Origin of the sequence: Methylobacterium sp. OAE515, from assembly GCF_041806315.1 — a bacterium.
In the GTDB taxonomy this organism is placed as follows: Bacteria; Pseudomonadota; Alphaproteobacteria; order Rhizobiales; family Beijerinckiaceae; genus Methylobacterium; species Methylobacterium tardum.
The window spans coordinates 4,717,312-4,735,820 of record NZ_JBGMUV010000001.1; the positions used below are offsets into that span (position 1 = coordinate 4,717,312).

The following is an 18,509-nucleotide window of genomic DNA, read 5'->3' on the forward strand; positions in this document are numbered from 1 at the left end:
CCTGTCCGCCTTCGATCCAGAAGTGCTGTGTGCCGCTCGTGCATCTACGGCCGCGCCGCTGGCCGAGCATAGGAACCAAGACCCGATACACAGCCTTGGCTAAGCGCGACGCGCGTCACTGGGCAGCCCCTCGCTCGGGGCCTGCCCGTGCAGGAAGGAACACGCATGGCATCCCAGTCTGGGTCCGCCACCGAGAGCGCAGACGAACAGCGCTTCCGGCTTCTGGTCCAGTCGGTGACCGACTACGCCATCTACATGCTCGATCCCACCGGCATCGTGACAAGCTGGAACCCTGGGGCAGAGCGCTTCAAGGGCTACACGGAAGCCGAGATCATCGGTCAGCACTTCTCCCGCTTCTACACCGAGGAGGATCGTCAGACCCGTTTGCCGCACCGGGCGCTTGCGACCGCAGTCAATGAGGGGCGGTTCGAGCAGGAAGGCTGGCGCGTCCGCAAGGACGGCGCCCGGATGTGGGCCCACGTGATCATCGACCCCATCCGGGACCCGTCCGGTACGCTCGTCGGCTTCGCCAAGATCACGCGGGACATCAGCGCTCAGAAGGCCGCCCGTGAAGCGTTACGCCAGAGCGAGGAGCGGTTCCGGCTGCTGGTACAGGGGGTCACCGACTACGCCATCTTCATGCTCGACCCAGAGGGTGTGGTAACGAACTGGAACTCAGGCGCGGCTCGGATCAAGGGCTACACGGAAGCCGAGATTGTCGGGCAGCACTTCTCCCGCTTCTACAACGCGGAGGACCGGGCAGCAGGCAAGCCTGCCAGAGCTTTGGAGACGGCTACGCGAGAAGGCAGGTTCGAGGCCGAGGGCTGGCGGGTGCGCAAGGACGGCACCCGCTTCTGGGCGAGCGTGGTCATCGACGCCATCCGCGACGAGACTGGCCGGCTTATCGGCTTCGCTAAGGTCACCCGCGACATCACCGAGCGGCAGAACACGCAGGAAGCACTGGAGAAGGCCCGGGCGTCCCTATTTCAGGCGCAGAAGATGGAGGCGCTCGGCGGGCTCAGCTCTGGAATCGCGCACGATTTCAACAACATCCTCACCGTCGTCCTTGGCAATCTCGATCTCCTCCGCCGCGCGCCCGAGCAGCGGCGAGAGCGCCTGATCAACAACGCGGTGCAAGCTGTGGAGCAGGGCCGCAAACTGACTCAGCAGTTGCTCGCCTTCGGACGTCGGCACCTGCACCAGCCTGAAGTCCTGGATCTGAACCGGCTGATCCTCGGTATGGACGACATGCTCAAGCAGTCCCTGCGCGGCGACATCCGGGTGGCGTTCGATCTCGCGCAAGGGCTTTGGCCTGTAGAGGTCGATCCGGCCCAGCTACAGATCGCGCTGATCAATCTCGCGGTGAATGCGCGTGACGCTATGCCCAGAGGTGGTGAGTTTCGGATCAGAACCGAGAACGTCACCGCGCCCGGCAGCGAACTTGAACAGAGCATCGCGATTGCGGTGGCTGACACTGGGTCCGGCATGCCGCCCGAGGTGGTTGCCCGTGCTTTCGAGCCGTTCTTCACCACGAAGGAGGTCGGCAAGGGCACCGGGCTCGGCCTGCCGCAGGTCTACGCTTTCGTACAGCAGTCACGCGGTTCCGTCCGGATCACGAGCGAGGTCAACCGCGGCACGACCTTCACGATCTCACTGCCGCGCACGCATGCGCCGGTCGTCGAGGCTCGAAGGGAGAGCCTGAAACCTGACGATCCGGGGCGCTCCCTTCGCGTTCTTGTGGTCGAGGACAACGCGCAGGTGGCGGAGGTCGCCGCCTCGATCCTGGCTGAGCGCGGCCACAGGGTCGTGAGCAGCGCCAATGCGTCGGAGGCTCTGCACGTGCTGGACGGGGGTCAGTCGTTCGATGTGATCCTGTCAGACCTCGTGATGCCAGGGGAGATGAACGGGTTTGATCTCGCCCTGCGCGTTCGCGAACGCTGGCCCGCGGTACCGGTGTTGTTGGCCACCGGCTACAGCGAGCAGGCAGCCAGGGCGATCAAAGCGGGCTTCCCGCTGATCTCCAAGCCCTACCAACCTGCGGCGCTGCTGCTCGCCCTTGAGGGGACTGCTTCGACTCCCGTGGCTGCTGCGCTGCCGGCTGATGTTGTTCGTGTGCCGCGCACGGCAACAGTGATTGCAGGCGAGACCTGAAGCACTGCCTCATCTTCGTCTGAGGCCTCCTCAATGCCTCAACCTCGGACAAAGCGATCGGCAATGAGGGCATCAGGATCGGCAGCGTCCGCCCGCGGGATGCGGCCCTGACCAGCTGGATGACCGGGTCGGGCGCAAAGCCAAACCTCCGGTCTTGCCGGCATTGGCGGTCAGGCGTGCCGCCATCTAGCAGATTGCGGCCAGTATGCTCCTAGCCGAATCTTGGGAAAGCGGACATGCTGCGCGGCCTATTCGCTCGTCACCCTGAGGCAGGGCGATCGCGATGCGCTGAACAGGCGGGGCCGGTTGCTCTTATCCGTTCAGCGCCCTTCGCCGGCCAGCACCAAGCGCAGGGACCGTGCGAGTTCGTCGCGTCGGTACGGCTTGTTCAGCACCGGCAGGTCTCCCCGGCCGATCACCTGCCCCTCATCGAGGTTCGCCACGTAGCCCGAGGTGAGCAGCACCTTGATGCCGGGACGCAGTCTCTGCGCCTCGACGGCCAGTTGCGAGCCGTTCATGCCGCCCGGCATCACCACGTCCGAGAACAGGATGTCGATGCGCTCCACGCCCGTCAGATGTTCCAGCGCCTCTGCGGCGTTGCGGGCGACGACGACCCGGTAACGCAGCTCCTCCAGACTCTCGACCGCCATGCCGAGCACCTGCTCGTCGTCCTCGACCAGCAGGACCGTCTCGCCGTCCCCGGCGCGGCGAAGCGGGATGGTCGCCCCCGGACCCGTCCCGACTTCCTCGCCGGCCGGGTCAGTCGAGCGCGGGAAGTACAGGCTGACCGTGGTGCCCCCGCCGACCTCGGACTCGATCTGCGCGAATCCCTTGGCGCTGCGCGTGAAGCCGTAGACCTGGCTCAACCCCAGCCCGGTCCCCTTGCCGACCTCCTTGGTCGTGAAGAACGGCTCGAAGATCCGTCCCAGCACCTCGGGCGGGATGCCGCTGCCCGTGTCGCTGACCGACACCGCCACGTAGGGGCCAGGCGCCACGCCCTTGTCGGCGACGGCTGCCGTCCCGAGATGGACGTTGCGGCTCGTCACCACGATGCGGGCGTGGCGGTCATGACCCTCCAAGGCGTCGCGCGCGTTGACGATGAGGTTCAGCACCGCCGCCTCGAACTGGGCCGGGTCGATACGGATCGGGTCAAGCGCCGGGTCGAGGTCAAAGACGAGCTCGACGGCCCCGCCCGCCGCGCGCTCGGCGAGCGGCTTGAAGTCGATGAGCAGACGGTTCGGGTTGAGCGTCTGGGGCCGCAGCATCTGCCGCCGCGAGAAGGCGAGGAGTTGCTGGGTCAGCTGCTCACCACGCCGCGCGGCACCCATCGCCGCCTCGGCCAGCCGCTTCACACGGTCGACGTGCTCGGGCCTCCGGAGGATCATGTCGAGACCGCCGACGATGACGGTGAGCAGGTTGTTGAAGTCGTGGGCCACGCCGCCGGTGAGCTGTCCGATGGCCTCCATCTTCTGGGCCTGGCGCAAGGCTTCCTCGGTCAGGCGCTGGTCGGTGCGGTCCATCAGAATGCCGGCGATGCGCAGCGGCAGGCCGGCTTCGTCACGCTTGATCTGCCCCCTCATGGCAATCCAGCGAACCTGCCCGTCGGCGCGGTGGATGCGGCACTCCAGGTCGAGGATGCCGGTCTCGAGCGTCGTAGCGAATGCGCGTTCCGCGGTGTCGCGGTCCTCCGCGACGACGTGGGCGAGGAGGCTCTCCCGGTCCCAGCGCGCCCCATTCCCGTCATAGCCGAAGACGGCATCGAAGCGGGGCGAGCGCCGCGAGGCGCCGGTGCGGTAGTCCAGGTCCCACGAGGCCATACCAGCCGCGTCGAGCGCGAAAGCCAGGGTTTCGTGCGCGGCCTCGACCTCCTGGGTGCGCTCGGCCACGCGCCGCTCCAGGTCCTCGTTCGCGAGCCGGAGCTGCTCTTGCACCCGCTCCCGCTCCAAGAGGTGCTCGCGGGCCTGGTACTGGCGGTGGCGTGCCCGCAGGGCCGAGGCCGCGGCGCTGGCGAGCGTCTCGGCGTTGACCGGCCGTTCCAGCAGGACGACGTTGCCGAGGCGGGCGAGCAGGCGCGAGGCGCGCTCGGAGCGGCGCCCGGCCTGGCGGGTCGCCAGCACGATGAACGGGAAGTCGGACCAGGGCGGCTGCGCGTCAAGCCAGGCGAATAGGTCGTCCGGCTTGCCGGCCTCGGCCAGCGCCTCCTCGGTGATCAGGGCGGCGCCCGCACCGGTCTGGAGGCAGGCGAGCCAGCCCGAGATGTCGGAGCAAGCCTCGGCGCGTGTGCCTGCCCGGGCGAGCACCTGCTCCACGACCTGGGCGTCGCGCCCGCGCGGCGCCAGGATGAGGATGCGTTCCTCGTGCGAGTCCGGCGCGGTCACCGGCGCGCGCCCTCGGTGAGGCCCTGGCCCGTCAGCATCGCCATCTCCCCGCGATAGGAGGGCAACCCGGTCAGCACGCCCTCGAAGTCGGTGAGCGCCTCCCCGACCTGGATGCCGCCCGTCGTCAGCTTCATCTCGCGGATGCTGCGCTCGTGCGCGTTGACGCGGCTCTTCACCACCGAGAGGGCAGTACGGACCTCGCCCTTGGCCTCGAAGAAGCGGAACAAAAGGATGCTGTCGCTGAGATAGCTCAGGTCGACATCCGTCCGAACCTCACCGACGACGCCGTGCTGGCCCAGAACCAGGAGCGTGGTGACGCCCTGCTGGTTCAGGTAGCTCAGGAGCTCGTGCATCTGCAGGATGAGGAACTCCTCGCCCGGCATCGCGTGCAGGTAGGCGTTGAGGCTGTCGACCACGATAAAGCTGGCCCCCCGCTCCTCGACCGCCTGTCGGGCCAGGCTGGAGAACTCCCCGGGCGAGAGTTCGGCCGGGTCAATCTGCGTGATGGTCAGTCGCCCCGCCTCGACGTGGGGCGCGAGGTCCATCCCGAGCATGGCGGATCGGGCGAGCAGCGTCGCGAGCCCTTCGTCGAACAGGTAGTAGGTCGCGCTCTCGCCGCGCTCCAAGGCGGCTACCATGCAGCGGACGGCGGTCGTGGTCTTGCCGACGCCGGAAGGTCCGAGCAGCAGCGTATTGGTGCCCGGCACAAGCCCGGCGCCGAGCAGCAGGTCGAGCTCGGGCGAGCCGGTGGACTTGCCCCGCGCATCGAAGCTCGCGTGGTGCTCGGCGGCGATCAGGCGCGGGAACACCTGGATGCCGCCGGTCTCCAAGACGAAGTCGTGGTAGCCGCCGCGGAACTTGATGCCCCGCATCTTGATGATGCGTACCCGGCGCCGCTCGGAGCCGTATTCACGCGGCGCCTGCTCCAACGAAATCACCCCGTGCGCGATGCTGTGGAGCTGCACGTCCCCGGTCTCGGAGGTCTTGTCGTCCAGCATCAGCACGGTGCAAGCGCGCTTGGCGAAGAAGCGCTTGAGCGCGAGGATCTGGCGTCGGTAGCGCAGCGGGTTCTGGGCCAGCAGGCGCAGCTCGGACAGGCTGTCGAACACGACCCGGTCCGGCTTCGTCTCCTCGACGCGCGCGATGACCTCCCTGACGGTTTCGCCGAGCTCGATTTCGGACGGGTGCAGGATCGACTGCTCGCTGTCGGGGTCGAGACCATTTTCGTCGACGAGCTCGTAAACGTCGATGCCGTCGAGGTCCCATCCGTGCGTCGCCGCGGCCGCGCCGAGCTCGTCGGCCGTCTCCGACAGGGTGACGTAGAGGGCGCGCTCGCCGCGGGCGATACCCTCCCGCAGGAACTGCAGGGCCAGCGTCGTCTTGCCGGTGCCGGGCGTGCCCTCCAGCAGGTAAAGCCGGCTCGGCGTGAGGCCGCCGCAAAGGACCTCGTCGAGCCCGGTCACCCCGGTCGAGATACGGGACGCCTCGCCGGTCGGGCGGCTCGTCGTGGTGCTGGTCATCGTCGGTCGAGGCTCCGTGGGGAGGGGCGGACCTTGGCGAGCCGGCACGGTAGCGGCCTGCCAAGTCCTTGTCAGCGCTCGCGGCACCGCATCGTAGGGATCTAGGAGGTCCCTATACCGGCGGTCTGCGGCGACGGGGCGCGGGACGTCGCTGAGCGCCAGTTACACAGGTGCGCAACCTGCAGCTGCGTCATAGGTTTGCTGGGCAACCCCGCGGTTTCGAGCTGGGTCGGGAGACGACCTTGGAGGCTCAGGACAATGCGAGGACGGCGGCACCGGATCCCAGGCTCCTGCGCGCGGCGGTCGAGGCGTCCGGCGAGGCCATCCTCATCACCTCGGCTGACGTCGACGAGCCGGGCCCGCTGATCGAGTACGCCAACCCCGCCTTCACCCGGATGACTGGCTACGAGGCGCGCGAGATCGTTGGCCTGTCGCCGCGCATCCTGCAGGGACCCCTGACGGACCGGACCGTCCTGGACGGCTTGCGCGCCGCCCTTGAAGCCGGAGAAGCCACGCAGGCCGAGGCGGTCAACTACCGCAAGGATGGCTCGACCTACGTGGTCGAGTGGTTGATCACGCCGGTGCGGGAGGCCGACGGGCGCCTCACGCACTGGGTCGCGACGCAGAGGGACGTGACGGGACGGCGCGCCCACGAGGACCGTCAGGCGTTCATGGTGCGTGAGCTGCACCACCGGGTGAAGAACACGCTGGCCACCGTCCAGGCCGTGCTCAACGCCACCGCGCGCTCCCCCCTCTCGATCTCCGAGTTCATCCGCGCCTTCTCGGGCCGGATCGCCTCGCTGGCCCGCACGCACGCGCTGATCACCGAGGACCTTGCCCAGGCCGCCTCGTTCGAGGGGCTGCTGCGGGCCGAGCTCGACCCGTACGGCGAACGGGGCCGCCTGACTCTGGACGGGCCGAAGGTGGTGCTGCCGTCCGAACTCGCCGTGCCGGTCGGCATGGCCCTGCACGAGTTGACCACCAACGCCCTGCGGCACGGGTCGCTTGCCGATCCGGACGGCCGCCTCCAGGTCACATGGTGGGTCGAGGATGGCACGTCCGGCCGAGCCCTCCGCTGGAACTGGGCCGAGCATGACGGGCCGCCTGCCGCGCATCCCACGCGCCAGGGCTTCGGCCACCGGCTCCTCAACAAGGTCTTGGCCACCCAGACCGGGGCGGAAGTGGATGTCGACTTCGCGCCAGACGGACTAAGAGTGTCCGTGCGCATGCCGTTGCCCGGCACCGAGGAGCAGCCTCTCTCGTGACGAGCCTTCACGCCTTCGTCCGACCTTGATGCGAAAGGCCGCAATCCGGCGCATCAGCGGGAAACACCCGCAATACCGCATGTGCTAGGAGGCTCGTATGCACCTCGAATACGCCCTCGACAGCACCTCGACGCGAACCCCACTCCTCGGGAACGACAGTCAGCGTGCCACCGGCGGCCCGGTCCGTACGGCCGCGCGGTCTCTCTCGCCGCTCCCGCGGCCCGGTCCGGCTCGGGGCTGAGCCCGTGGCTTCGGAGACGTCGGCTTTCCACGGTGGTGGCCTCATGGGCGCGCGCGTGCGTGCCTTCGATTGGACGACCACGTCTTTGGGGCCGCAGGAGCGCTGGCCCCCGTCGCTGCTGACCCTCGTGCGGGTCATGCTCAACTCGCGCCAGCCCATGTTCATCGCCTGGGGCGCGGACCGCACGCTGATCTACAACGACACCTATGCGCCCATGCTGGGTGAGCGCCACCCCGCGGCCCTGGGTCGCCCGTTCTTCGAGACCTGGCCCGAGGTGCGGGGAGAGGTCGGTGCGCTGATGGATCGTGTGTACGCTGGCGACCCCGTGCACATGAACGACCTGGCTCTCACCCTCCATCGCAACGGCTATCCCGAGGAGACGCACTTCGCTTTCTCCTACACGCCCGTGCCGGGGGATGACGGAACAATCACCGGCCTGTTCTGCGCCTGCACCGAGACGACCCGTCAGGTTCTCGCCGAGCGGCAGGCCGCGTCCGAGCGCCAGCGTCAGCAAGCGCTGCTCCAGCAGGTGCCGGGTTTCGTCGCAGTGCTGCGCGGCCCGGGCCACGTCTTCGAGTACGTCAACGATGCCTACGTCACGGTGGCGGGCCGTCGCGACTACATCGGGCGGAACGTGCGCGCGGTGTTCCCAGAGCTGGCCGGGCAAGGCTTCTACGAGCTTCTCGACCATGTCTACGCGACGGGCGAACCGTTCGTGGCGCAGGCCCTGCCTATCCGGCTGGTCGGTGAGGACGGCGACCGGTACCTCGACTTCATCTACCAGCCCATTCGTGGCGCCGCAGGGGATGTCACCGGCATCTTCGTGGGCGGCTACGAGGTCTCGGAGCAGATCCGCTCGCGGGCTGCCTTGGCCGAGAGCGAGAGCCGCTACCGCACGCTGTTCGAGAGCATTGACGTCGGCTGCTGCATAATCGAGGTGCGATTCGACGACGCGGATCGAGCCATCGATTTCCAAATCGTCGAGGCTAATCCCGCCTACGAGCGGCAGACTGGCGCCAACGTCGTTGGCCGGTGGGTCAGCGACTTTGCTCCCGACCTCGAACAGCACTGGTTCGACACCTATGGGCGCGTCGCGCTGACCGGCGAACCCGCTCACATCGAGAACCGGGCCGACGTGTTCGGACGTTGGTTCGACGTGCGCGCGTTGCGGGTCGGCGATCCAGCGGCGCGTCGGGTCGCTGTGCTCTTCAGCGACATCTCCGAGCGCAAGCGCATGGAGCAGACGCTCCAAGACCTGAACGCGACCTTGGAGCAGCAGGTCCACCAGCGTACGGCCGAGCGCGACCAGCTCTGGATCCTGTCCGAGGACATGCTGGCGCGAGCCAATTACGATGGGATGATGTCGGCGGTCAGCCCGGCCTGGACACGGGTGCTCGGCTGGTCGGAGGCCGAGCTCCTGTCGCGGCCGTACGGGACGTTCATGCACCCCGACGATATGGGCCCGACGCTCGCCGCCCTCGCCCGGATGGGTGAGACGCGGCAGCCGACGCGCTTCGAGAACCGTATCGCCACCGACGACGGTCGATGGAAGCTTATCGAGTGGACGGTGGCGCCAGAGCCCGACGGCGCCAACTTCATCGCGGTGGGCCGCGACCTCACCCTCGCGAAGGCGCGCGAGGCGGAGCTGGCCTCAGCCCAGGAAGCCTTGCGCCAAGCGCAGAAGATGGAGGCGGTGGGCCAACTCACAGGCGGCGTCGCGCACGACTTCAACAACCTGCTGACCGTGATCAAGTCCTCGACCGACCTCCTGAAGCGTCCGAACCTGCCGGAGGACCGCCGCGAACGCTACGTCGGCGCCATCTCCGACACCGTCGCACGCGCCGCCAAGCTCACGGGCCAGCTCCTGGCCTTCGCGCGGCGGCAGGCGCTCAAGCCCGAGGTCTTCGACGCCGGCCGGAGCGTCCTCACCATCAGCGACATGGTCGGCACCCTGAGCGGCTCGCGCGTTCGAATCGTCACGAACATCGCGGACGAACCTTGCTTTGTCGATGCCGATCCGAGCCAGTTCGATACGGCCCTCGTGAACATGGCCGTCAACGCCAGGGATGCCATGGAGGGCGATGGCACTCTGACCATCACAGTGAACCCTGTGGCGACAATCCCGTCGATCCGCACCTATCCTGCCGTGAGCGGCGACTTCGTCGCTGTGGGCATCGAAGACACGGGCTCCGGCATCGCCCCCGAGCAGATTGAGCACATCTTCGAACCGTTCTTCACGACGAAGGGCGTAGGACAGGGAACTGGTCTCGGGTTGAGCCAGGTCTTCGGCTTCGCCAAGCAATCGGGTGGGGAGGTCCGTGTCCAGAGCACGATCGGACAGGGTACGATGTTCGTCCTGTACCTGCCGCGCGTCGAGGCCGCGACCCGTCCGCCCCAGGTGGATCCGGAACCCCTTGTCGACGGGCATGGCATGTGTGTCCTCGTGGTCGAGGACAACCCCGACGTGGGCACATTCGCGACCCAGACCCTGACTGAGCTCGGCTACGTCACCGTTTGGGCGATCGACGCCGAGGAAGCGCTGGCCGAGTTGACCAAGGATGCCGACCGCTTCGACGTGGTGTTCTCCGACGTGGTGATGCCCGGGATGAACGGCATCGACCTCGCCCACGAGATCCGCCGCCGGCACCACGACCTGCCGGTGCTGCTCGCCTCCGGCTACAGCCACGTGCTGGCACAGAACGGCACCTATGGGTTCGAGCTGCTGCACAAGCCATACTCGGTCGAGCAGCTCTCGCGCCTTCTGCGCAAGGTCGCGAGCTGGGAGCGGCGCAAGCGCATCCTGAGTGAGCTCACCTGAGATTCAGCGCGTCCCAGCGACCGCGTCGGTTCTGTCAGGCCCTCACCCATAAACTTGAGCATGTAGGCGCGCGCACGAGCGGAACGCCGTGCTGCTGGTGCCCGCGTAGAGCGCGGTCATGAAGTCGGCCGGCGTCTCGCCACTGCTCGCCCGGACCGCCCCACCGAGCCTGGGGTGGATGATCCGACCGGCTCCGAGGGTCAGCCCCAAGGTCCAGAGCAGGACGTAGACGATGAGGACGACCGGGCTGCAGAAGGACAGCACGGCGCTCCGCTTCTGCCCGGCCGCATCGGCGGCACGGAAGATCGCCCAGGTGAGATGGGCGATCCTGTCCGCGATCAGGCCTGTTCCGATGCGCGCTTAGAGGACCCTCAGGAAGATGTCGGCGAGGACGAGGCCCATGACGAGCACGCCCGATGCCTGTTCGAGGACGGGCAGGATCAGGCCAGCCATCCTTCCGACCTCAGGCGTTGGTTAGGGTCCAAGGACGCATCGCTTCCGGGCCGATGATGTCGGGCGGCGGTTTGAAGCCGCGTGCCGCGCCCCGCATCGCCTCGGCACGACGGCGGAAGCCGCTGCGCTGGCGGTAATCGCGTCGGACCTTCTCAGACGGAGCGAGCGGGGCTTCCGAGAGGTTCCGCGCACAGATCACGTCGGCTGCGGTGACGCCGGCCAAAGCCACAAGGGCGATCACCACGTTGTCCTTGCGCGGATTATGACCCTCAAGCCCTGGCAGCACCGTGGCGATATCGAGCGCGTCTCCGGCCACACGTGCCGAGATCCACGGGGTCGGGTCGCTTGCACCCAAGATACCGATCCCCTGCAGGAGTTCGCGCACGCCGTAGGCTCGGATGACCGGGGCCGACCGCGGCATTCCAAGCCAGCGAGCGATGGCGCCGCCGCACGCCACCTCGGTAAGCCCGAGGCCGATCGAGAACCAACCTAAGCCTTGGGCAAGTTCTCTGGTTGCGGGATCTGGCCTGCGGCGCGGATCTGAAACGAGGTAGCCCGGCAACTCAGAGCGATCAGGAGGGCCGCTCCGGCGGCGTTGAGTCATAGCCTCGGACATGCTGACTTCCTCGCTGCTGCTGGGGAGAGGCGAAGTAAGCAGGCCCGCTGTAGCGCGACGGGCCGCGGAGCCACTCAGGGTCTGAGCACGACCTTGATGCAGTTGTCCTTCTTGTCGCGGAATGTCTTGTACATCTCGGGCCCTTGTTCGAGCTTGGCCCGATGGATGATGACGAAGGACGGGTCGATCTGACCGTCGTCGATGCGCTTGACGAGATCATCGGTCCATCGGTTCACGTGGGTCTGCCCCGTGCGGATGGTCAGTCCCTTGTTCATCAGGGCTCCCATCGGCACCTTGTCGATGAGCCCGCCATAGACGCCCGGGATCGAGAGGATGCCGGCGGGCCGACAGACATAGATCATCTCGCGCAGCACTGAAGCGCGGTCGCTCTCCAGCCTCACCGCCTGCTTGACGCGGTCGTAGGCGTGTTCGAGCGCGCGCGGTGAATGCGCCTCCATGCCGACGGCATCGATGCACTTCTCCGGGCCCTTGCCGCCCGTGAGTTCGTTCAGCCGCTCGACCGTGCTGCCCTGGCTGTTGTCGATGGTGATCGCACCGCCCGCGCGCGCCATCTCCAGGCGCTCGGGCACGCTGTCGATGCAGACCACCTGCTTTGCCCCGAGCAGCAGCGCGGAGCGCAGCGTCATCTGACCGACGGGGCCAGCGCCCCAGATCGCGACCGTATCGGTCGGCTGGATATCGGCCTGCACCGCTGCCTGCCAGCCGGTGGGGAAGATGTCGCCGAGGAACAGCACCTGCTCGTCGCTCAGGTTCTCCGGCACCTTGATGTGGGTCTTGTCGGCAAACGGCACGCGGACGTACTCGGCCTGCCCGCCCTGGTACCCGCCCGTGAGGTGGGTGTACCCGAACAGTCCCGCGGTGGTGTGGCCAAGCGCTGACGACGTCTGGGCCGGCGCGTGCTTGGACCACGGGCAGAGATCGCCGCAGGCCGGAGGTAGAGCGTCGGCTTCAGGACGAAGGGCCAAGGTCCAGTTGCCAGCCGAGCCGAAATTGCGGGCGGTTTGACGAACAGCCGCTTTGGAGGAACGCCGACATCTGTCCGGGCGGCCGGGTTGGGTCGGGAGCAGACCCGAGTGGCTGCCGTGATGCCTCCAGCTGCTGCTCGACAGCGTGGTATTGGCAGAGGCGCCTCCAAGGCGGCCCCTGCCAAGAACTCACCGATCGTGTCGTGCGAGTACGCCCGAGGACTTCATCGTGCGGGTGCGGTTGTGCTCCCGCCTGCGCCGACGCCAGGACGCACGGTGCCGGTTCCGGGCACCGCCGCGGCGCCAGTTGCGGGTGAGCGGGTGCTGGTACCTGTTGTCTCTTCGGTCGCCTTCTGCCCTTCGCTCTTCACGGAACCCGGGTTGTTCATGTTGCCCGTAGCGCTACCGCCGCCGGCCGGCTGTTGGGCATAGGCTGTGCTGGTGAGAGCAACAGCAAGCGCGGCCGAAAGGCCGTATATCTTCATGCGCATGGGCGTTTCCTCAATCGTCCCAAGTCTGGGATCGTACATCAACGCAGCCTGCGCACTCTTTGTTCAGTAGAGATCGGCGGTGATGGCCGCGAGGACGTAAGAGAGCCAGCGCGTCATCGGGTGAGGACCCGATCGCAGGCACCTGTCGGCGGTGCTGGTGCCCGCAGGCGGCCAGCAGGACGAGAAGGCCCCACAGAAGGCCCTGGTCGGTTCGGATGGCTTTTCGCCATGCCGCTTCGGGGCAGCAATGCATCGACAGGGAAACAAACGTAGCGGCCGCGCCTTTTTTCGACGCATTGCGAACCGTGGCGGCGCTGCCTTAAAGATCAGCCATGCAGATGCGGATTGCCACGGCAGACGACGGGGCGCTGATCGCACGTCTCCACACGGCGAGTTGGCGAAGCGCCTATCGTGCAATCCTCAATCCTAACTTCCTGGCCGGTCCGATCGAGGAGGATCGGCTCAGCGCTTGGATGTCCCGGATCGCGCAGCAGGACCCGCACGAACTCATCATCATCGCCGAAGCCGCTGACGAGCCTATTGGCTTTGTTTGTGCCGTGGGGGCTGAGGATGATCAATGGGGGACGTTGATTGACAATCTTCACCTCCTGCCGGCGGCAAAAGGACGGGGACTGGGCGCAGTACTGTTGAAACATGCTGCAGAATGGTCGGCGAATAATTATAGAAGGGCTGGAATTTACTTGTGGTGCTACGAGCAAAATATGCCGGCCCGCCGCTTCTACGAACGTCTTGGCGGCGTAGTTGTTGAGCGAAGCATGCATGACGCGCCGGGCGGGGGCGTCCGACCCGCTTTGCGCCTTCATTGGCCTGACCCGGTCTCGGCGTTCAGCCTCGGAGAGGTCCGCTGACCACACCGAGCCGACCTTGAACAGCGTTGCGTCTACGGCCGCTTTCGGGAAGTGCGGAGGGTTGTCTGGACGGCTGCAACGGGTCGAAAGCGGCATGGCCGCTCAGGATCTCCGATGTTGCTCGTGACATCAAGCCGCGTGCCTGCTCCGGTGCGTTCGTATGAAGCTTAGAGCGTCGGACGCGGTCACGGGCTTGCTGTACAGGAAGCCCTGCATCTCGGTGCAGCCTTCCTGTTGCACCTTCTCGGACTGATCCTGCGTCTCGACACCTTCAGCCGTGATAATAGCTCCCCGTCGAGAACCGATGCCGACAATCGCTCGCACGATCGAGGCCGTATCCGGGTCAGCGATGTCGCGGATGAACGTGCGGTCGATCTTGATCTTGTCGAACGGAAACCTGCGCAAGTAGCTCAGGGATGAAAAACCGGTGCCGAAATCGTCCAGCGCTATGCGGACGCCGAGAGCCTTCAGCCGGTGCAGACAGGCGATCACCGCCTCACTGTCCCGCATCAACACGCTTTCGGTGATCTCAAGCTCAAGCCGATGCGGCGCCAGTCCCGACGTGAGCAACGCCCCCAGGACGGCCTGCTCCAACCCGGGCTGCTGGAACTGCACGGCCGAGACGTTGACCGCCACACGCAAGTCATCCGGCCACGATACGGCCTCGCGACAGGCGGCGCGCAGGGCCCATTCACCCAGCGCGACGATCAGGCCCGTTTCCTCGGCCAGCGGGATGAACTCAGAGGGCGGTATCAAGCCGCGCGTCGGATTTTGCCAACGCAGCAACGCCTCGAACCCGCTGACCGCTTCATCTGCGGCACACACGATCGGCTGGTAGTGCAGCGTGAACTCGTCGCGCCACAGCGCTTCCCGCAATGTCTGCTCGCGTTCGCCCTGCACCGCAACCATCGTGCTCATGCTGGGATCGTAGAAGCAGCACTCGCTGTGCGGGGCCGTCTTGGCGATGTAGAGCGCCATGTCAGCGTGGTTGAACAGGCTCTGGCCGTCGAAGCCATCCTGTGGTGCCAGGGCAATGCCGATGCTGATGCCGACGCTCATCCGTCGTCCGTCAAGCTCGATCGGCTGCTCCATCGACTGGATCGCGCGGCGAGCAACCACACCCGCGCTCTGTGAACCATCAAGGCGGCTGACGATGATCGCGAACTCGTCTCCGCCAAGTCGCGCGACCGTGTCGCCGTCGCGCACGGCAGCGCGCAACCGTTCGGCGACGACCTGTAGGACTGCGTCCCCCGCCAAGTGGCCGAGCGTGTCGTTCACGACCTTGAAGCGGTCCAGATCACAGACCAGCAGGGCGAAACCGTCGCCGTGGCGCCGTGAAGCCGCGAACGCCTGTTCGAGCCGGTCGCGGAACAGCGCTCGATTGGGCAGTCCGGTCAGGCCGTCGTGCGTGGCCATGTGGGCCACCTGCTGCTCGGCCGCCTTGCGCCGCGTGATGTCGATCTGCGTGCCAACGACCCGGAGCGCGCGACCGCTCGCGTCGCGACCGACGACCTTGCCGCGTGTGAGAACCCAGATCTGGCCACCGCTCTTCGTCAGGAGCCGGTACTCGCATTCATACGTCGCTGTCAGGCCGCGCAGGTGGTCGCGCATGGCGCTGACAGCGCGCTCGCCATCCTCGGGATGGGCGACCTGCGGCCACAGTTCGAGGTTCGGCCTCAACTCGCCCCGCTCGTACCCAATCATCCGGAACCAGCGGTCGGAGAACCACGCTTCGCCCGTCACCAGGTTCCAGTCCCAGAGGCCGTCGTTGCCGCTGTCCAAGGCATGGGCGAGGCGATCCTCGCTCGCGCGCAGTCGCGCCTCGCTCGCCAAGAGCGCGCGCTCGCTCTCGGCCCGTCGTGTCGTATCACTGTACGTGCGCACATAGCCCCCGTCCGGAAGCCGTACGACCCGCACCTCAAGGCTTGTTCCGTTTGGTCGCGCCCGCTCGTACACGTCGGGCAAGCTGGCGAGGTCGGCGGCATCGAGAGCGCCCATCAACGAGTCCGGGCTCGTCTGATACTCGCCACGGGCGACCTGATAGGCGTTGATGACGTCGTAGGGGCTGCCCTCGCACAGAACGCTTTCCGGCAGGTCGAGGAGCTCCCTCGCGCGCCTATTATGCAGGCGCACGCACATGTCTGGGCCGTACAGGATCAGCCCCTGATCCATGTTCTCCAGTGTGGTGCGCAGAAGCTCGCTCGTCTCGCGCAACTTCTCCTGCATCCATGCCTGCTCGGTGACATCCAGGAGGATGCCGACGATAGCGGTGACCGCGCCCGAAGCGTCGCGTTTTGGCACGCCGCGGATGATGACGGTGCGCTCTGCGCCATCCGGTCGAACGATGCGAGCTTGTCCGTTGTAGGTACCCTGCAGGCTCGGCTCTGCTCCATGGATCACGGCCTCGATGCGTGTGCGGACCGCGTCGCGTTCGTCCGGATGGTAGAAGCGCAGGTGCTGATCGAGTGGCATCAAGCCACGATCCGGCATGGCAACGCCAAAGATCGAAGCCACGCCCTCCGTCCAGCGAATGGTCCGGTCGGCTACGTTGATGCGCCAGCGGCCGAACTGGGCAGCAATCTCAGCAAGACGCTGGGCATCGTAGTCGGACGCCGCGGCGGCATCTCCGACCGTATCATTTTTAAATGGGATGCCCGCTCCCTCAGCTGAGATCGGATACATTACGACCCCTACTAGATCAGGGCAATCATAGAGGCTTATCCGTTAAGCAATCGCGGCCCTGTTCGGCATGTGCAGTGCAATATCTACTTTTCTCAAGGAATGGTTACCGCGTTGTACTTGGCAATTCGTATTGTTTTGGTGAGCTGAGGCGTTCGCCTGTCGCAACCACGCAACGCATCAGCCGCGACCGGAATGGCGTTTCGGGGTAGGTGACTGCAACCGACAATTTCAAGCTCGCCTTCGGCGCCTTCGTGGGGATCAAGATCGTGCCGATCACGGTGCGCTCGGCCGTCACCATCATGGGCAAGATGTGCCTGTGCCTGCTCACCCTCGATCCCGCAGCCAAGGGCAGCGGGCACCTGGAGAAGAACGCCAACTTGTCGGCAACCGCCTGCCCGCTGTCCGCGAACTCAACCGATGCGAAGGCCATCCAGGGCGACAACAACGCCATCGCCAGAGCCGACATGATCTGTGCCGCCGGCGGGGCGAGCACCAACCGCGCCAACTTCGCGCCGCCGGTCACGACGGGCTGCCCGGCGATCAAGGGTCCCCTCGTGGGCACTGTCACTACACAGACGCCCGGTGATCGTGTCACCGTCAGCATGACCGCCGGACCTGGGCCGGGCAAAGGACCCAGTGGCCCCGGCGCGGGCGCACGTCGTCGAACATCTGATACCGCGGCCAACGCCTCAATGCCGCCCTACGGCGGAGCGGACCGACCTGGAGACCGCCCATGACACGCGAACGCATCACGGTCAGTGCTGACATCGATGCGGAAACGGCGAAGATTGTCGAGGATGGGCTGGACCGCTTCAACGAACTTCACAACGGCCCCGACCCGACCAAGCCCCTCTGGCTTGTATGCCGTGACGACCAGGGACGGGTGTTGGGCGGTCTCAAGGGCCTGATACAGTGGGACTGGTTCGTCGTCTTGATTCTCTGGGTGGAGGAGGAAAGACGGCGGCAGGGGATCGGACAGCGTCTGCTACGGAAGGCCGAAGACGCGGCGCGCCAACATGGGTGCCGCAGGGTCAGGCTGGCGACGATGACGTTTCAGGCCCCGGAGTTCTACAGGAAGTCGGGATATGCGGAGGAGTGTCGGTTGCTCGATGTGCCTCCCGGCCATGCGTACATATGGATGTCCAAGACACTGGCGGATTGACTTCGCCCGTCGGCGTTACGTTGGCGAGTTCTCATGCTCGTCGTCCTCGCCGGGTGGCCCGGAACGGGGCGGTTGTGGAACGACCGCACAGGGTGAAAAACAGCTGGTCTGCGTCTGGATGAGATATGCGCTCAACCGGTCGTCCGGCGTGGATCTGATCCGGCGGAAGCACCCAAACACGCAATTTCCAGATACGAAGCTTAACTAGGTTGGAAGCAATCCGATTTTTTGGTAGCTTTCGATCAAGTTATCAAACACTTTTACATCCGAACGGCTGCGAGCGATCATCTGCGCCCCCGCGACAGCAGCATAAATGGCGCGGGCCCTTAACTCACCCTCGGCTGGCGAGGCGAGTTTGGCAGCGATCAAATGTTCGCATAGCCAAGCAACGTTCACGTCGGCGAAAGTTTGCACCTCCTTCAACACTGGCTCGGGCAGCTCGTCATGTTCCGTCGCCATGAAGCTGCTCAGGCACATGCGGTTGTTGCGCTCCAGGGATAGCCGGAAGATGCTCGGGTATTGCTGCAACGCTTCGGTTGGGCTTCGGGCATTCGTCGAGATGGCTTCGAGATCGCGGACGATATCTTCCCAGTAGCGCCGTGCAACCGCCTCGCCGAGGAGAGCCTTGGTGGCGAAGTGGTAGTTGATGCTGGCAGCCTTGATGCCGACGCTCTCCGCGAGGTCGCGGAAGTTGAGGCCGCCGTAGCCATAGGCCATCGCCGCCTCCCTGGCGGCCACGAGGATGGCCTCTCTCACATTCCCCTTTGACGTCGCTGCCATGTTCAACCTCCACCTGTCATATGGCAGACAGGGGTTGACAGCACAAGATCTCGGTCCTAGCTTCCAACCTGTCATATGACAGACAGACAAACGCCTC

At 66.1% G+C, this 18,509-nt stretch carries 12 protein-coding genes and 1 pseudogene; 6 read left to right on the top strand and 7 right to left on the bottom strand.

Annotated elements, in window-relative coordinates:
• Positions 1–165: 165 nt before the first annotated feature.
• Entirely contained in the window at positions 166–2,151 is a 1,986-nt protein-coding gene (locus ABIE45_RS23130) for a PAS domain-containing sensor histidine kinase (RefSeq protein WP_192710596.1), read from the top strand.
• A gap of 320 nt (positions 2,152–2,471) precedes the next feature.
• Here ABIE45_RS23130 and ABIE45_RS23135 read toward each other — a convergent pair whose 3' ends face one another.
• Together ABIE45_RS23135 and ABIE45_RS23140 are read right to left on the bottom strand one after the other, a co-directional pair.
• Positions 2,472–4,529 (bottom strand): PAS domain-containing sensor histidine kinase, encoded by a 2,058-nt coding sequence (locus ABIE45_RS23135; protein WP_192710595.1) that lies wholly within the window; start codon positions 4,527–4,529, stop codon positions 2,472–2,474.
• Positions 4,526–6,049, bottom strand: coding sequence for an ATPase domain-containing protein (locus ABIE45_RS23140; RefSeq protein ID WP_192710594.1), 1,524 nt, complete (start codon positions 6,047–6,049; stop codon positions 4,526–4,528). Before ABIE45_RS23140 ends, ABIE45_RS23135 begins: the two co-directional genes overlap by 4 nt.
• A 242-nt stretch (positions 6,050–6,291) precedes the next feature.
• On the opposite strand from ABIE45_RS23140, the gene ABIE45_RS23145 reads away from it, so the two are divergent.
• Together ABIE45_RS23145 and ABIE45_RS23150 are read left to right on the top strand one after the other, a co-directional pair.
• Complete coding sequence (locus ABIE45_RS23145; protein ID WP_192710593.1) at positions 6,292–7,314, top strand: HWE histidine kinase domain-containing protein; 1,023 nt, start codon at positions 6,292–6,294, stop codon at positions 7,312–7,314.
• 284 nt (positions 7,315–7,598) lie between these two features.
• Entirely contained in the window at positions 7,599–10,373 is a 2,775-nt protein-coding gene (locus ABIE45_RS23150) for a PAS domain-containing protein (RefSeq protein ID WP_373622556.1), read from the top strand.
• A gap of 42 nt (positions 10,374–10,415) precedes the next feature.
• Here ABIE45_RS23150 and ABIE45_RS23155 read toward each other — a convergent pair whose 3' ends face one another.
• The 3 genes and pseudogenes from ABIE45_RS23155 to ABIE45_RS23165 all read right to left on the bottom strand — a co-directional run.
• A complete protein-coding gene (locus ABIE45_RS23155) occupies positions 10,416–10,637 on the bottom strand; it encodes a hypothetical protein (protein ID WP_373622558.1) in 222 nt (73 codons plus the stop codon).
• A 199-nt stretch (positions 10,638–10,836) separates the two neighbouring features.
• Entirely contained in the window at positions 10,837–11,442 is a 606-nt protein-coding gene (locus ABIE45_RS23160) for a cyclase dehydrase (protein ID WP_192710592.1), read from the bottom strand.
• A 74-nt stretch (positions 11,443–11,516) separates the two neighbouring features.
• A pseudogene (locus ABIE45_RS23165) lies at positions 11,517–12,338 on the bottom strand (zinc-binding dehydrogenase); the annotation flags it as partial.
• 913 nt (positions 12,339–13,251) lie between these two features.
• Here ABIE45_RS23165 and ABIE45_RS23170 point away from each other — a divergent pair.
• Positions 13,252–13,788 carry a GNAT family N-acetyltransferase gene (locus ABIE45_RS23170; RefSeq protein ID WP_192710591.1) on the top strand — a complete coding sequence of 179 codons (537 nt, stop codon included), beginning with the start codon at positions 13,252–13,254 and terminating at the stop codon, positions 13,786–13,788.
• A gap of 129 nt (positions 13,789–13,917) precedes the next feature.
• Here the strand turns inward: ABIE45_RS23170 and ABIE45_RS23175 are convergent, their stop codons facing one another.
• Positions 13,918–16,470, bottom strand: a complete 2,553-nt coding sequence (locus ABIE45_RS23175) for an EAL domain-containing protein (RefSeq protein WP_192710590.1) — start codon at positions 16,468–16,470, stop codon at positions 13,918–13,920.
• Between the two features lie 209 nt (positions 16,471–16,679).
• Between ABIE45_RS23175 and ABIE45_RS23180 the strand changes: the two genes are divergently transcribed.
• Together ABIE45_RS23180 and ABIE45_RS23185 are read left to right on the top strand one after the other, a co-directional pair.
• Positions 16,680–17,207, top strand: coding sequence for a hypothetical protein (locus tag ABIE45_RS23180; protein WP_192710589.1), 528 nt, complete (start codon positions 16,680–16,682; stop codon positions 17,205–17,207).
• Complete coding sequence (locus ABIE45_RS23185) at positions 17,204–17,632, top strand: GNAT family N-acetyltransferase (RefSeq protein ID WP_192710588.1); 429 nt, start codon at positions 17,204–17,206, stop codon at positions 17,630–17,632. The genes ABIE45_RS23180 and ABIE45_RS23185 overlap by 4 nt, the downstream gene beginning before the upstream one ends.
• 204 nt (positions 17,633–17,836) lie before the next feature.
• On the opposite strand, the gene ABIE45_RS23190 is transcribed toward ABIE45_RS23185, so the two are convergent.
• The gene (locus ABIE45_RS23190; protein WP_192710587.1) at positions 17,837–18,412 is read right to left on the bottom strand and encodes a TetR/AcrR family transcriptional regulator; all 576 of its coding nucleotides are present in this window, start codon (positions 18,410–18,412) and stop codon (positions 17,837–17,839) included.
• Positions 18,413–18,509 lie beyond the last annotated feature (97 nt).